This is a genomic window from Armatimonadota bacterium (assembly GCA_037138755.1).
GTDB lineage: Bacteria > Armatimonadota > Fimbriimonadia > Fimbriimonadales > Fimbriimonadaceae > Fimbriimonas.
Genome location: JBAXHT010000001.1, coordinates 1,322,409 through 1,337,322 on the forward strand (window position 1 = coordinate 1,322,409; position 14,914 = coordinate 1,337,322).

General features: G+C 54.1%; 13 protein-coding genes. 10 read left to right on the top strand and 3 right to left on the bottom strand.

What is annotated here, in order from left to right; all coding sequences use genetic code 11:
- The first annotated feature begins 5 nt into the window (after positions 1-5).
- The 7 genes from WCK51_06235 to WCK51_06265 all read left to right on the top strand — a co-directional run bounded on the left by WCK51_06235 (position 6) and on the right by WCK51_06265 (position 4,453).
- A complete protein-coding gene (locus tag WCK51_06235; protein ID MEI7576473.1) occupies positions 6-569 on the top strand; it encodes an RNA polymerase sigma factor in 564 nt (187 codons plus the stop codon).
- Complete coding sequence (locus WCK51_06240) at positions 566-832, top strand: hypothetical protein (protein MEI7576474.1); 267 nt, start codon at positions 566-568, stop codon at positions 830-832. Before WCK51_06235 ends, WCK51_06240 begins: the two co-directional genes overlap by 4 nt.
- A 58-nt stretch (positions 833-890) precedes the next feature.
- Positions 891-1,628 (top strand): phytanoyl-CoA dioxygenase family protein, encoded by a 738-nt coding sequence (locus WCK51_06245; GenBank protein ID MEI7576475.1) that lies wholly within the window; start codon positions 891-893, stop codon positions 1,626-1,628.
- A gap of 47 nt (positions 1,629-1,675) precedes the next feature.
- The gene (locus WCK51_06250) at positions 1,676-2,125 is read left to right on the top strand and encodes a YiiD C-terminal domain-containing protein (protein ID MEI7576476.1); all 450 of its coding nucleotides are present in this window, start codon (positions 1,676-1,678) and stop codon (positions 2,123-2,125) included.
- A gap of 12 nt (positions 2,126-2,137) precedes the next feature.
- Positions 2,138-2,596, top strand: a complete 459-nt coding sequence (locus WCK51_06255) for an acetyl-CoA carboxylase biotin carboxyl carrier protein subunit (GenBank protein MEI7576477.1) — start codon at positions 2,138-2,140, stop codon at positions 2,594-2,596.
- A 10-nt stretch (positions 2,597-2,606) separates the two neighbouring features.
- Positions 2,607-3,269: a Type 1 glutamine amidotransferase-like domain-containing protein gene (locus WCK51_06260; GenBank protein MEI7576478.1), complete on the top strand. Its 663-nt coding sequence runs from the start codon at positions 2,607-2,609 to the stop codon at positions 3,267-3,269.
- Between the two features lie 206 nt (positions 3,270-3,475).
- Positions 3,476-4,453, top strand: coding sequence for an SDR family oxidoreductase (locus WCK51_06265; GenBank protein ID MEI7576479.1), 978 nt, complete (start codon positions 3,476-3,478; stop codon positions 4,451-4,453).
- Between the two features lie 30 nt (positions 4,454-4,483).
- Here the strand turns inward: WCK51_06265 and WCK51_06270 are convergent, their stop codons facing one another.
- From WCK51_06270 to WCK51_06280, 3 genes are all read right to left on the bottom strand, one after another.
- Positions 4,484-6,649, bottom strand: coding sequence for a hypothetical protein (locus tag WCK51_06270; GenBank protein MEI7576480.1), 2,166 nt, complete (start codon positions 6,647-6,649; stop codon positions 4,484-4,486).
- Positions 6,646-7,764: a hypothetical protein gene (locus tag WCK51_06275; GenBank protein MEI7576481.1), complete on the bottom strand. Its 1,119-nt coding sequence runs from the start codon at positions 7,762-7,764 to the stop codon at positions 6,646-6,648. Before WCK51_06275 ends, WCK51_06270 begins: the two co-directional genes overlap by 4 nt.
- 519 nt (positions 7,765-8,283) lie before the next feature.
- On the bottom strand, positions 8,284-9,045 hold the full coding sequence (locus WCK51_06280; protein MEI7576482.1) for a PEP-CTERM sorting domain-containing protein: 762 nt from the start codon (positions 9,043-9,045) through the stop codon (positions 8,284-8,286).
- Positions 9,046-9,992: 947 nt separating this feature from the next.
- Between WCK51_06280 and WCK51_06285 the strand changes: the two genes are divergently transcribed.
- The 3 genes from WCK51_06285 to WCK51_06295 all read left to right on the top strand — a co-directional run bounded on the left by WCK51_06285 (position 9,993) and on the right by WCK51_06295 (position 14,886).
- Positions 9,993-10,559, top strand: coding sequence for a sigma-70 family RNA polymerase sigma factor (locus WCK51_06285; GenBank protein MEI7576483.1), 567 nt, complete (start codon positions 9,993-9,995; stop codon positions 10,557-10,559).
- On the top strand, positions 10,556-11,287 hold the full coding sequence (locus tag WCK51_06290) for a hypothetical protein (GenBank protein ID MEI7576484.1): 732 nt from the start codon (positions 10,556-10,558) through the stop codon (positions 11,285-11,287). The genes WCK51_06285 and WCK51_06290 overlap by 4 nt, the downstream gene beginning before the upstream one ends.
- 113 nt (positions 11,288-11,400) lie before the next feature.
- Complete coding sequence (locus WCK51_06295; protein ID MEI7576485.1) at positions 11,401-14,886, top strand: alpha-amylase family glycosyl hydrolase; 3,486 nt, start codon at positions 11,401-11,403, stop codon at positions 14,884-14,886.
- Positions 14,887-14,914 lie beyond the last annotated feature (28 nt).

Below are 14,914 nucleotides of genomic sequence, written 5' to 3' on the forward strand. Positions count from 1 at the left end.
TTACAGTGATAGCCCTCGCCCTGGAAATACCGAAGATGAGTACAGCACCGAAAAGAGAAGACTTTGAACGCTTCATCATTCCCTTGCTGCCTCGACTAAACGCCTTCACTCGTCAGTTGACGGGAGCAAACAATGAGATCGCCAGAGACATTGCTCAAGAAGCCATCGTAAAAGGCTTCCAGAGTTTTATGGCGGGTAAGTTGGAACTCAGCGACCGCACCATGTCCTGGCTCGCCACCGTTGCTCGCAACGAGTTCCTGATGATGAAGCGCAAAGATCGCCGCATCGTCGAATTCTCGGATGAAGAAGGCGGCTATGAAGCCCAACTTCCGCCGCACGACGGTCAACGAGACGCCGATAACTCAGACACACGCGCGATTCTCCAACAAGCTCTCGCCGAACTTCCCGAAGACCAGCGTGAAGTTGTCGAACTAGTTGATATGAACCAGTTTGACTATGAAGAAGCCGCCGATATCCTCGGAATTCCCGTAGGAACTGTTCGTTCTCGCCTATCCCGCGCCCGCCTCAAACTTGCCGCCCGACTCCACTTTATGGTGAACCCCGTATGATCAACGCCGAACCCAAACTCCGCCCCTGCCCTCAAATCCTCTCGAGCATCGAGAAGATCGCCGAAGGCAAAGACTCGAACGGCTTGTTCATGAAGTACGTGAAGAAGCACGTCGAAAAGTGCTCGCATTGCGGCGAAGCACTCGATGCCTTAACTTGCTATCAGGATGCAGTCAAAGCTGCCTACAAGGATACGCTGGAGGAAGGTGAATCTAACCTGACCGCCAGTGATCTCACCTCAATCCTTGACGGAATCAGCCACTGACATCTAGAATTCGACTGTGGCGACTTCCTTTGACGAAACCCGTTATAGACTGTTTCGTATGGAAGCCGCCACCCGATCCCGACTCACCTCCGAGCAAGTCGAGCATTTTGACAAGCATGGCTACTCCCTCTTCAACCAGCCCGTTTTCGAAGCCGCCGAGTTCGCCCGCCTTACCGCCGAATTCGAACGGTGCCTCGAAAAGTACGGAGCCGCCGACCTAGACACCATCCATTTTCGCGAGCCCGTCTTTCTCGATTTCCTGATGAACGACAAGGTTCTCGATCTTGTCGAGCCCCTCATTGGCCCCAACATCGGTATCTGGAGCAGCCACTTCATCTGCAAAGAGCCGCGAACCGGCAAAGCAACCCCCTGGCATGAAGACTCCGCCTACTGGAACGGCCGAACCAGCACCATGGAGGGCATTGTCACCGTCTGGCTGGCCATCGACCGAGCCTTCCCCGAAAACGGCAGCATGGGCGTCGTCCCCGGCACCCACAGCGGAGGCTTCAGCGAATACCAAAAAGTCGACGGAGGCACCAACATCTTCGAAACCGAAGTCATTGGCGTGGATGAATCCAAGGCTGTTTACTTCACTCTCGAACCAAACGAGTGCTCGCTACACGAAGCCCGCATCATCCACGGAGCGAAAGCAAACACCAGCGAGTTCCGCCGCTGTGGATACACCATGCGCTACTTCCCAACCACCACCGAGGTGCTTCCAGAGCGAAACCAAGGCCACAAAGTCTGGCTAGCTAGAGGCAAAAACCTCTCTAAAACCAAGTTCGAGAACGAGTAATCCAACCGAGAACCACAACCGCGAACCCAAGTTCGTGATATGATTGCATGGCAAAGTTGGAGACCGCGCTACAGAACTATCTCGCCGAAAACATCCCCATCACATCCGCGATGGGGATCAAGGTTGCCGTTGCCTCGCCCGAGCGAGTCCTTCTGGAATGTCCGCTCGAGCCGAATCGAAACCACCGAGGAACCGGTTTCGGAGGCAGTATCGCCAGCATCGCGACCCTCGCCGGCTGGGCCTGGATCTGGGTGATGATGCGCGAGCGGACGATCCCGCCCAACATCGTGATCTCGAAAAGCAGCATCGAATATGAACAACCGGTTGAAGGGAACTTCAGCGCCGAACTCCGGCCTCCGTCCGATGCTCAGATCAAGTCATTTATCGACTCCTTCGATCGTCGAGGGTCAGCACGGATCGAGTTGAAAGTCGACGTGCTCTGCCAAGGCGAAGAGGCCGCGTTGTTCACCGGAGTCTACGTAGCGGTTAAGTCATAATAAGGGGCAGGAATGGGCGATCACAAAAAGTTTCAGGGGCATATCGACGAGGTTGCTAAACTGATCTCGGAATACAACCTGTCCGAAGCCGAGCTTGAGGTCGACGACTTCAAAATCGTCCTCCGTCGCCAGCGCCCGCAGGTGATGGTCGGAACTCCGGCTCCCCAGCAGTTCATCGAACAAGCCGTTGAAGAAGCTCCGCCCGCTACGATTCCGGCGTCGGCTCCCGTCCAAACCGGAACCCCGATCAGTAGCCCTATGATGGGAATCTATTACGCCTCCTCAAGCCCTTCGGCAGATCCTTATGTGAAGGAAGGTGACACGATCACTGCAGGTCAAGTTGTCGGCCTTATCGAGGCCATGAAGGTCTTCAACGAAATTCAATCCACCGTCAGCGGCACCGTCAAAAAGATCGTCGCCGAAGGCGGAGCCATCGTCAACCCCGGCGATCCCCTCATGTTCATCGGCTAAAGTACATCGGATGATAATTGCCTCTCTACTCGCATGTAAAGTCGGAGCGTTTATGCTCGTCGGCGGAGGCAGCACGACCCCCGAAATGGTCGCCAAGTTCGCCAACCTCTGCGGCGGCTGGGAAGCAAAAATCGTCGTTCTTGGTCAAACCCGCCAGAAACCAAGCGACGCCACAAGCAGCCGCGACTTCCTCCTCAAACAAGGTTTCAAGAACGTCGAACTCTACGACGATTCCGAATTCTCACTAACCCGCAAGCGAGAACTCGCCGCCTCCGTCCTTAGCGCCAACGGAATCTGGGTTCCCGGTGGTGACCAACGCCTCATCGTCGAGCGCCTCGGCGCCGACTGGGGCAAGAACCTATTTGAGAAAGCCATCAAGAACGGCACCAACTGGTTCGGAACCAGTGCCGGGGCCATGTGCGTCTCCGACCCCATGATCCGCGACGAAGTCACCGAACCCGGCTTCGGCCTGATCGACTTCCTCATCGACACCCACTTCGTCAAACGCAACCGCGAAATGCGCCTCAAACGCGCCTTTTTCGGCGGCAAAGCCGGAATGGGCATCGGCCTCGACGAAGGCGAATGGATCATCATCCGTAACAACCAAATCGAAGAAACCAAAGGCTCCCCAAGAGTGCTGCACAGGGAATATGCCTCTCCCCTTGCCCCCTGAGGGGGAAAGGGGCCGGGGGTTAGGGGGTTGTCGCCCCGAAAAAATCCATTTCCACCGCGCTAAACAACGACGATCAACAGCGCGCAATCCCAACGCACCCCCGGAGTCTCGCCGGGTCTCCCAGACCTCATTACCGAAGCCCGAAGCCCGAAGCCCGACCACCAAAAGCCAAAAGCCAAAAGCGAACAGCGGGTAACGTAAAACCCATGAAAGCCCTCTTCATCGGCGGAACCGGGATCATCAGCTCCGCCAGCTCCCCCCTCGCCGTGAAGCAAGGCTTCGAACTCACCCTTCTCAACCGAGGAAAATCCGCCCGCCCGACCCCCGAAGGCGTCGAAGTCATCCACGGCGACATCAACAACCTCGAAGAAACCCAAAAACTCCTCAAAGGAAGAAAGTGGGACGTCGTCGTCAACTGGATCAACTTCGTTCCTAGCCAAATCGAACGCGACATCGAGCTCTTCCGAGGCAAAACCAACCAGTACATCTTCATCAGCAGCGCCAGCGCCTACCAAACCCCACCGGCCTCACTACCGGTAAGAGAATCCACCCCGCTCGATAACCCCTACTGGGAATACTCACGCAACAAAATCGCCTGCGAAGAAGCCCTGCTCAAGGCGTACCGCGATGAAAAATTCCCCATGACCATCGTGCGCCCATCGCACACCTACGACAAAACCCTCCTCCCGTTCGACTACGGATACACCATCCTCGACCGAATGCTGAAAGGTAAGCCGGTCGTCGTCCACGGCGACGGAACCAGCCTCTGGACCCTCACCCACCACACCGATTTCGCCAAAGGCTTCGTCGGACTCATGGGCCACTCCGCCGCCATCGGCGAGGCGTTCCACATCACCAGTGATGAATGGCTCACCTGGAACCAGATCTACGACACCGTCGCCCGGGCCGCCGGAGTCGAGGCCAAAAAAGTCCACGTCCCCTCCGACATCCTCGCCGTCCGCGACCCCAACCGAGGCCCCGGCCTCCTCGGCGACAAATCCAACAGCTTCATCCTGGATAACTCAAAGATCAAGTCCCTCGTCCCCGCCTTCACCTGCACCACCCCCTTCAGCCGAGGCGCCCAAGAAATCGTAGCCCACTACACCGCCCCCGGAGTCAAAGGCGTAGTCGACCCACAGAAGGACGCGTTAGAAGACGAGCTTTGCGCGGAGTTTGCGAGCTGATCGCTGAAGCTCGGATTTCCTAGAATGGCTCTATGAGGCCAAAACGTATTCCAGAACCCGGTTCACAATTGGGCTGTAAGCTCTCTGTCTTACCGAAAGTGCCGTTAAGTGCCTTGAGTATAGTATTCGGTTTTCCGGTGTCACTAAACCACGTGCGAACATCAACAAGACTTCGTAGGGCAGGATATTCCAGTCACTCCTGGTGGAAAGCTGCCTAAACAGCCTTCTTAGCAGCAACGCTTGGTTGGTTCCACCCCACTCGTGCCGCTCTACGGCACGGATAAACAAAGCTTCCAGTAGCTCATCGTTGTACCTCTGTACCGTATTCCATGATAACACTTGAGGAGAGTAGTATTGTGCACTCAATCGAGCCGAAGAAGGCTCGGCCATTCTTAGATTCTGAAGTGCATTGGAAATGTACAACTGTGCTGCGATAGCCGACCACCCCGCAGGAAAAACCTTCGAGCCTTGACTTACTGAAAGCCGAGAGTCAGTGACCGAACCGCCAGCAATGTCCCAACCGCTGATCAGTTTCCTTCGAAGAAGCTGTAGCCTGCCGCCACAGTCATCCTCTGCTTCGGGGGAAGACTCAATGACCTTCTCCAAGACTCTCGCTTCCTCACACCATGGGCACGCCAGCTCAGTTGAGAATGGAATTCGGTCCACAACATGAAGTTGTACTTTCCAAGAGTTTCCCCTCCCGATGGCGGATTGGACGCTGTCTATTTCAGGATCGGAGGTGCAAGCCAGACCCACCAGATAATCGACGGACGCAGGATTGTTATGGCTGGTAGCAAGTGTTCTGATTTGAACACTATCAGTGATGAGAGTATCCCCCGATGAGAGTCCTTCCCTAACAAAAAGTATCTTTTTGTCCTTTATGTCAGAACCTCTGGCTAGCTCGATCATTTTCACGGGCAAGCCCAGTTGCTTAGCTATACGACTGCCAAGCGTAATGCTCGGTTCGAATCCAGCTGTAACGACTAGGTCAAACTGACGACCTTGCATCGTTGGTAGGGTTAATGCTTTGTTTATCCAGCTTTCAGATGTTGCAAGTACGCCAATATCAATGAAGAATGGAAAATGCCTATCCTCAAAGTCTCTATGGACCTGAATCGCGTCCGGAACGCGATCGTATAAGTCAATGCATGATCTCTGATCTGATCCGCGAAGCTCCTCCCACATTCCTTCCTTAACGGATGCATCGTACTTCAGTCCAAAATGGGCTGGCTTAACCTGCACGGTTGTCTCCGGCCATACTCTTGGATAGAAGAGCACAGGATCGATAGTTACCCGTTTTCTATCCAGGAACTGATCTGCGTTCGAAAAGCTTGAAATGTCCTCGATCACTCCGAGTGAATCATCTTTGATCTCCGGAGACGAGTCTGAGAGACAGAATAGGTAGCTCACCTTCGCGGTAATACTTGCAGGCGCATCCCTAAAAAGCTTCTCAACAATGGACTGGTACTTGCCGGTGCTACCTACGCTGGTGAGACATAGGATCGATGCCCCTTCGGCGACCCGGTCTTCAATGTTTTGCACGACCTTGCCAGCATTCACCGAATCATGACTCGGATGAATCTCAAAACCCTGCACGGGAATTGACATCTCTGCGAGTTGCAACATCCTAAATGCAACTGCTGAAATTGACCACGTGTCAAGCAGAATCGCTGTCTTTTGGTGAAGGTAGGGGAGTGACCAAAATGCAAGTATATCGATGTGTTCAGCACTGTTGAGTAGATTTGCACATCGGAAAAAATCTTCGCAGAGGCTACCGGACGGGCTCAGAAAAACGAAACCTTCATTCTTATGTAGAGATAGTTTTTTCCCCGTTTCAATGAGTCGACCGATCTCCTGTTTTCGGATCTCTCTGCAGAGCTCGACATCTTCGATCCGTTCCAAAGTAACGTTGCTGCTCGTTCGACGAAGCGTATATAGTTCAATCTGGTAGTCCTTAGGGCTGAAAGTTATGAAATAAAGATCAGCACTTACGCTACGTGCCGCCAGTGTCCTGTACTTGCTTTGAGTCGCCGCCTTTAATGTTTGCAGTAATCCTGGTGCTATCTTGACAACGACGGCCTGGGATCTGGCAAGCGCTTCGTTGGGAATAGCGTGAATACATGAATCCAGTTCATGTATAGTGGTGATGTCGAGACCACTGCAAATTTCGAATGGCAACACTGCAGATGAGCTCATTTTTGCCACAGTACAGTTATCGAGGTACCGAGACAGCCGCCACTTGTGCCGTCAAGCGGAACGAAACGGTCCCTAATCTCAGTGCCATTCTGGTAACAGCGAACAATTGTAGTTAAGCCCGGGGTGTCAACAATTACGGTTGCGTGCAGAACCTCGGAGGCTTCCACCAGACTGCTCAGTCCATAGCCGTTTCCCGACTTTCTACCTGGCTGGGCTTTAGTCGTAGTACCCGGCGTGAAGGCCAGTTTGACCAGCTCGAAATCAGCTAAATCTGATACGTTCGCAGGTTGGTTGGCTTCTCGAAACGAGTTTGGGATACCTCTACCGATATCTGCGACACCAACATAGTATGCCGGTGCCCCCGAGGCAACCCCCTTAAACAGGTCTCTATGATCTCTTAGGATGTCTGAGTTGGCGTCTTCGAGAGATTTTAGCTTTGCGCCAAATATACAGTAGTGTCCGAAGATTTCCGAACCGGCCCGGCTCTTTAAGCAGATGTCATGCTCCTCCGTCGCATTCTGCAGCGCCTGGTATAAAATCTCCGGCAATTCGTTGACTCCCAGTTGCCTCTGATCTCCATACTGCTTATTAAGTACCAATGATTCGAACAGCTGATTCAGTCGCTTCCAACTTACCGTGCTGGTCGACTCGTCGCTAGAGTTCTTTAGTTGCCTAAGAGGAAAGGGGAGTGGATGTATTGGGAACTTGCAGACTAGAGTCCAACCCGAATCATAAGACAACCTATCTCGGTGATCCTGATGCTGTTGCACTAAGGGAGCTCTTACATGATCTTCACGATCTAACTGTTTGTTGTCCTGACTAAAAGTTTTTGCAGCAAATACTAATGCGAACCCAAAGCCTGACGTTAAAAAGGTTGGGGGCATCTCGTCGGTCAACATTTCCTCTGGAAGAGATTGGAAGTTCAGGTGGATCGTTCGGCCTTCACGCTTCAAGTACTGAACCCACTGGATCGCAACGCCTTCGCAAAGCGGTTCTACCGCGAACTCTGCGGGTACTTTGACCTCAATGCTGACGCCAGCGGGCAACTGACTGTGCTCTAAGATGAACGATCGGGTCAGATGTGTGGGAAGAGAAATGCAAAGACGAGCGCTCATGAACACCAAGTTGGAAAAAATCTGCTAGCCAAAAGCCTGAGATGTATCCTATTATAATCCGCTGTTTAGCTAGCCATGAGCGTGGGAGGTACGAGCAGGTGTGTACAGGGTTGGCATTGTCAAGCGACCAAACACCTAGAACTTCCGACCACCGGAAAACGAGCTTGTCAGTGAACAGTCTCCCGCTCGTGCCCCACCTCTCGCCACCCTCCCCCGGACGGGTAGAAATCCGCAAATCCCTGGTTGACAAACCCCCGATTTCGTCGCCTATGTATTGATGATGAAATCCTGCAGACCGCGAACGGCGAGCCACTGGCGTGGGCGGGGTAAGCAGGAGTTCGAGGGGTGGCACTGGCAAGCGACCAAACACCGAGAACTTCCGACCGCCGGAAAGGTAGCTTGTCAGTGAACAGCCTCCCGCTCATGCCCCCTCCTCCCGCCCGACTCAATTTGAACTGGTTGCTACCCCGAGATCCATAATCCCGGGGTAGCAGAAGTGATCTACTAGCCTGAGCGAGCTCAGGCCTTCTTGCGGCGCTTAAGAAGAGCTAGCCCACCAAGCGCAAGGGCGGTCATCGATGCTGGTTCTGGAACCGAGTCGAATCGCGCCATCGGCGTAAATCCGGTCCAACCAGTATCGCGTCGGAACGTGCCAACTCCACCAACTCCACCGTCGGTGTAGTTGCCAGCGGTCTGAGTGTTCCAATACGTATCATCAGCGTCAACATCCGTGCCAATTGTTGGAGCCGTGTTGATCACTGCATAGTTTAGTGAGTTATAGGGACCGCCCGCTCCGATTGGGTTTGCCCCCCAAGTTTCGGTGTTGTAAGCCAGTCCATAGATGAAAGTATCTGGGTAGTTGAGGTTGAGCGAGGAAAGGTCAAACGTGACGTTCTGAGCAATGCCGTTGAAGCCAAAAACTTCTGGTCGGTAAAGGATGCTAAAGGTTTGAGTCTTCGTAGCGAGCAATGCGCCAACTGTGTTTCCCGCACCAGCGGCGTAAATGTTGAGCGTCAAAGGGTGGTCGAACGTCGTTGCCGTGCCAACGGTTGGCCACTCGCTTTTCTTTGCCCAACTGCTCAGTGTGAACGTAGCAGCCGTTGCAAGCCGGGTTGAACCCGCCAAAGTGATCTTGTTGCCAAACTCTGCGGTTTGTGTCGCTTGGTAACCGAGGCTGGGATAGTTACCCGCCAGTGTCGAAGGAATGTTGTCAAAGACAACTTGCGCCTGAGAAGAAGCCGCCAACAGCAAAGTTGCGCCTGCTAAAGATAAGTTTTTCATGTTAAGCCCAATCAGAACCCGCGAAAATGCTGGTTCAACATGTCAAGAATAGAGCAAGTCTCCATTCAGCAGGCATGATTACCGGAATTTCCTAACTTAAACTAGCAAATGTGCTGTGGTGCTTAGAATTCATCCAGCTACGTCTCGCATTCCATCATGTTTTGGAAAGAAGCTTATCGATCAAGACTCCGACTCGGCAAGAATCGGAAGATACTGGTAGGCCCGCAAGAGTGATGCGCTTTTGGCGTAACGACTATCAACAGGATGCCATCGCCGAGCAAATTGCATGGGTGAGGTAATAAGGAGGATCAGGGGTGGCACTGTCCGGCGACCAAACACAGACAACTTCCGACCACCCGAAAAATAGCTTGTCCGCAGAATGTCCCGATGAAATCGGGATGAACAGCCTGCCGCTCATGCCCCCGCCTCCCGCCCCTTTTCCATCGGGCGGATGGAATTCCGCAACTCCCTGGTTGACAGACCCCCGATTTCGTCGCCTATGGATTGATGATGAAATTCTGCAGACCGCGCGCTAAGCATGCCGATCATGCCGATCAGGCCGGGGCATCTCACCGTCCCACGCTGATGTTCGAGCAAAGCCCAGAAAAAGGCTCACAACAAGGCTCAGTTCCAACCTCTACACGCCTACCCAACCCTACCCAACGTTCGCCCAAAATCCGAACTTCGTTGAACCTGACTACCCATCAAAATGCGTTGCAGTTCTTTCTTCGAGAACCGCTCAAGACTCGAGATCCCTGCCCCTCAAACTCCACGCACGCCTACCGCGCCAAAACACGACAAACCCAGCAACAAACCCGGAACCAAACCCCAACCCCGCCTGTTGAAACCCCACAGAGGTTCAACACCAGATGGCACTGGGGATCAGTTTAAGTATCAAAGCTCCGACTAGGGAGGAAACAGATGGGAAAGGTAGACTCGGACGAGCCATGCTCTTCGGGCGCCGAGACTACAAAAAGGACTCGTTCGAGCAGCAAGCCGAGCGAGTGTTCAGCTCCGTCTTCGGCACCGCCCTGCGCCTCACTCGAAGCCGCGAAGAAGCCGAAGACCTCGCCCAAGAAGCCATCGTCCGAGCCTACGAGGCCTACGACCGCTTCGACGGAACCAATTTCAAAGCGTGGATCCTGCGGATCACCACCAACCTCTACATCAACAAGTACCGATCCCGCCAACGCGGACCGATGATGGCATCGCTCGAAGACGAAAACGTCGCCGAGCCAATGTCAACCGAAGCCCAAATCCCCGACCGCCAACTGTTCGACGGAATGGTCGGAGCCGAGGTAGAAAAGGCCCTCAAGAGCGTCCCCGATGAATTCCGGCTCGCCGTCATCCTCAGCGATGTGGAAGAAATGAGCTACCAGGAAATCGCCGACGCAACCGGAGTTCCCATCGGCACGGTACGATCTCGAATTGCGCGAGGGCGAGCCATGCTCCGCCGCTCGCTCGAAAGTTATGCCCTCAAAGAGGGATTTATTAAGGAAGGCGAAGATCTATGATCGACCCAATACAATTGCATTCATATCTAGACGGAGAGCTCAGCGAGACTGAGGTCAAAGAAATCGAAGCTAAGCTGGCAAACTGCCAAGCTAGTCGAGAAGAGCTAGCCGCAATTCAGTCAGTCAAGACCGTACTGAAAGGTCGCTTAGAAACGCAGACTTGCGACAAAACCTGGGCCGCCTGCCAAGCAAGACTCAAAGAAATCGAGAGAGTAGAGAAGAGCGGAAACTTCGTTTCCAAATACTCCTGGGCTTTTGCACTGGGCGTTGCGATGATTTTGGTCGTCGGTGGAACCTTCTCTAGGTACACCCAACAGTCGTCAATTTCGACTGGCGCACTGGCTGGATTCGTCGGAAAGAGCAACCGAATGACTCCGGAGAAAGCACTCTCTGAGGCGATCTCAACCGATGTTCTTAGCCGAGTTGATGCAAACCTTTCCAGGCTGCAGGTCCTGAGTGGAAGGGAAATCGTTCTCGAAGGTCAGCTAGCTACCGCACTCCTGGTCAAGGACGCAAACGGCCCTCTCCAGATGCTCGTCTTCCCCGTGAAAGCCAATTTTGAGAACCTCACCAAGGTCGAAGGAACTCGCTACTCTGGTGGCGAGACGTCGTCCAAGCAGAACGCGATTTCGTTCGAGGTGAACGGTCAGTCAGTCGTCCTCTTCGGGCAACGTTCGCAAGAAGCGTTAATGCGATCCGCCGATAAGAACTTTCCCGAAACCAAGTAGCCAAAAGACCCAAATCCTTTCGCAAAACCTGACAGAATGTGTTAAATTAGAGTTGAGAATACGAATTCTCAACTGCCTCTGTTGCGGTGTCGCAAGAGGGCAAGGGTTTGACGATGTTGTTAAAGGCTCGGTTTTTTGGCGTTTTTGTGCTCGCTATGTTCGCGCAAGCGACACTCGCGCAGTTGTCGTGGTTAGGTGGAACAACCACCTTCAATATGGGCTCCCAAATCCCGACGGTTGGCGCCTACATGCAACCATTCTCGAGCGTCACAATCTCGACCCAAACCTTCCCAATCGCCGCCGGCCAAAGTGTCGTCGCCGTGGTCACGACCAACAACTGGCAGACGCAAACCGAGATTCCGCTCAACTTCGACGGCAACGTTGGCAACAACACCAAGTGGTACGGCATAGTCGGCCCTTATCCACAAGGAACCAACGTCCAGTTCTACCTTCGAGCAAACGGCTCCGGGAATACCGTTCAGTACGACAACAATAGTGGTCAAAACTTCCAATACACCTGGCGGTACTCCCCCGCGGCTCGACGCGGCGCGATCCTCCAGTGGTTCGCTACCGACTACAAAACGATGCTCAAACGACTTCCCGAAGTCGTGCAGGCTGGCTATGGTTCGATCTACCTACCACCGCCATCCAAGTCCGGCGGCGGAGGCTTTAGTGCCGGCTATAACCCGATTGATCGCTTTGACCTCGGCGATCGCCTGCTTAGCGGGACCGTCAAAACGAGATTTGGTAGCACCGAAGAGCTCCAAGACCTGATCCGAGCAGCAAAGCGTTTTGGTCTTGAAGTCTATTGCGACCTCATCATCAACCACAACGATAATCGCGCGAGCTGGGCGATCAACCGCTACCCAGACATGATCCCAGAGGATTTCCATATTCGAAGCAGCGCAGACACTGGGAACAACGAAATCGACTTTAACAACGCTGGGCCCCTGAGCTTTTCGATGCTCAACCATGACCTGGTTGGACTGGCAGACATCGCCCACGAAAACGGAAACCTAACGCAAACGGGTGTATTCAACCTTCCCAGTTTCGCTGAGTGGAACATGTGGGGCAAGCCATGGTTCGTGAGGCAACCGACAACGCCCCAGTACTATCCGGGAGGAGTACCGGTGAAGGAAGATGTCCGAGAATACTTGCGCCGCTGGTGCTGGTGGCTCAGCACGGTGGTTGGCTTCGATGGCTTCCGTGTGGATGCTTTGAAGCACGTCAATCCACGCTTCATGATGAAGACTCAGGGGCAAGCGGGTTACGATTCCAACAACTCTGATCTGCTGCCGTCGATCTATGCCGCGAATCCCAACGCCTACATTTTTAGCGAAGTTCTCTCCGGCGACAACTATGAGCTTCGTGAGTTTGCCAAGACCGGCACCCAGCTCCTCGACTTCCCGCTAAAATTCAAGACCGCCTCGCTGTTCAACTCAAGCGGATTTGGTGATCTGACTCAACTAGCGAACGGCTTCGCAATTGACGGGAACACCGGACTGGGTTTCCAGAATGGCGGGGTTGATGCGTCCCTTGGCGTCAGCTTCATCCAAAGCCACGATGACAACGCGCCAGTTTCTAACAACTTGGCCCATGCTTTCTCGCTCTTGCGCCCTGGCGGCTCGGTTGTTTACTACGACGGAAACAACTTGAATCCCTCTGACTACGGCCAGTTCCCCCGGCCGGGCCGGTACGATTCGCTTGGCAACGGCAGCGACTACACCCTGAAGATGGTCGATGCGCGAAATCGCTTCGGACGAGGCACGATCTTCAATCGCTGGACAAACGACAAACTCTACATCTTTGAGCGGCATGTGAACGGTCAAGCGACGATCCTGGTCGGCATGAATATCCGAGGCGATCTCACATCGCTTACTCAGACTGTGAACACCGCGTTTGCACCGGGAACGGTTTTGGAAGACTTGAGTGGTCAACAGCCGAATGTGACCGTCAACGGCTCGGGTCAAGCAACGATAACCGTCCCTTCAAACAGCACCTCGACCAACAGCAATAACGCTCGGGGCTACGTGCTCTATGCTCCGGTTTCGCCGAAGGCGAACGGTACACCGATTGTTGTGTCAGACGCGGTCACCACCGTTTCCTACCCAGAAACTACGATAACGCAACCAACGGGCTCGTTTGCCCAGACCGCGGGCACGCAGACCAAGCGGGCAACCGTCACTGGCAAGTCGCTCAACGTCAATATCAATACGACCGCCGATGGGAACGCTGCGTTCGTGATGCTGGACAATGGAAAGCCAGGAGCTTGGTACACCGGGCTCACGAACACTCTGGAAGGTCTCACCGATGGCTACGTCGCCACAACAAAGCTAGCGAACGGTAGCTTCCGGCTCGCAAACTTCGATATCTCAAATCTTGAGGATGGTCTGCACGTCCTCAAGGTCCGCGTGTTTGCCGACACTGGCAGCCGCCCCGGCGTATTCAGCGACTTTTACTACTGGTTCGATGTCCGTCGGGGACTGGGGACTGGCTGGACCATTGACGGAAACCTCACCGAATTCGGTACTGAGGCCAACTGGTGGCAGCAACGTACTCCTTCATCGAGCTCGAATCGTCTGGATGGGCTCTTCATTTCAAATGACGACCAGTACCTCTACATCGGGCTTGCTGGTCGAGTCGACCCAGCCGAGGGAATGACGAACGGAATGTCGTTGTTGATCGACCCTGCAGTCGGTTCAAGTGGAGGGATCACGAATCTTGCGTCTCTTAATGATGATAGTGGTCCGGCTCCGAGGCTTTTATCGAATACTCGCCTCACTGTTCCAAGTGGGTTCTCCGCAAAGTTGGCTCTATCCAGCTTCCGCCATAGTGTGCTAAGCACGTCGCCGGAATCGGGAATCAATGGGCTGCCCACGCTGCCGAAGACCGCCGGTGCCGAGGCGGGCACTTGGCGAATTGACCCCACTAGGCTGAGTGCGCTGATCGGAGTTCCTAGCAGTATCGCCATCCAACCGCGAACTTCACCTACGGGGACTCTCACCGGGCTTGAAGCAGCGATTCCGTTGCGATCAATCTTCCGCAACGGAGCAGTAAGTGGCCAGGCAATGGGCTTCCTAGCCTATCTTGGAACGACTGGAGAGGCAGGGACAACACTTCTTTCCACTGACCCTCTCCGGGGAAGTATCGGCGGACGGCCCGAAGCCGTGAGCTGGCTGTCGAACCAGTTCCTTCCGACCCAGTCAAATGTCTTGAATGACCCTGGTACAAACTTGTTGACGGTTCCGAGCTTCCTAAGCTACCAGCCGATGCGAGCAAGCGCGAGTCCTGACATTGTCATTAGAACCACGAGTTACGATCCCGCGACCCAAACTCAGACGGTCGGGGTTCGGAACAATGGAACAACCACCCTGTCTGGCCCGGTTTGGTTGGTGGTCACTCCTGGAGTAAAGAGCACGGCTCAAGTGGTGAATCGGCAGGGGATGACCATTTACGGAACGCCGAAGCCGTACTGCCTGATTCGCCGGACGAGCCTTGCTCCGAAGCAAGAGCAGGTGTTCGAGGTGAAGTTTAGCAACGTGAACGGAAGTTCGCCGCTGGCAACCTACGCTGCAATGTTTGGTAGAGGCGCGCTGTAGTTATGCGGTAAAATGTAAGTTCTCCGCG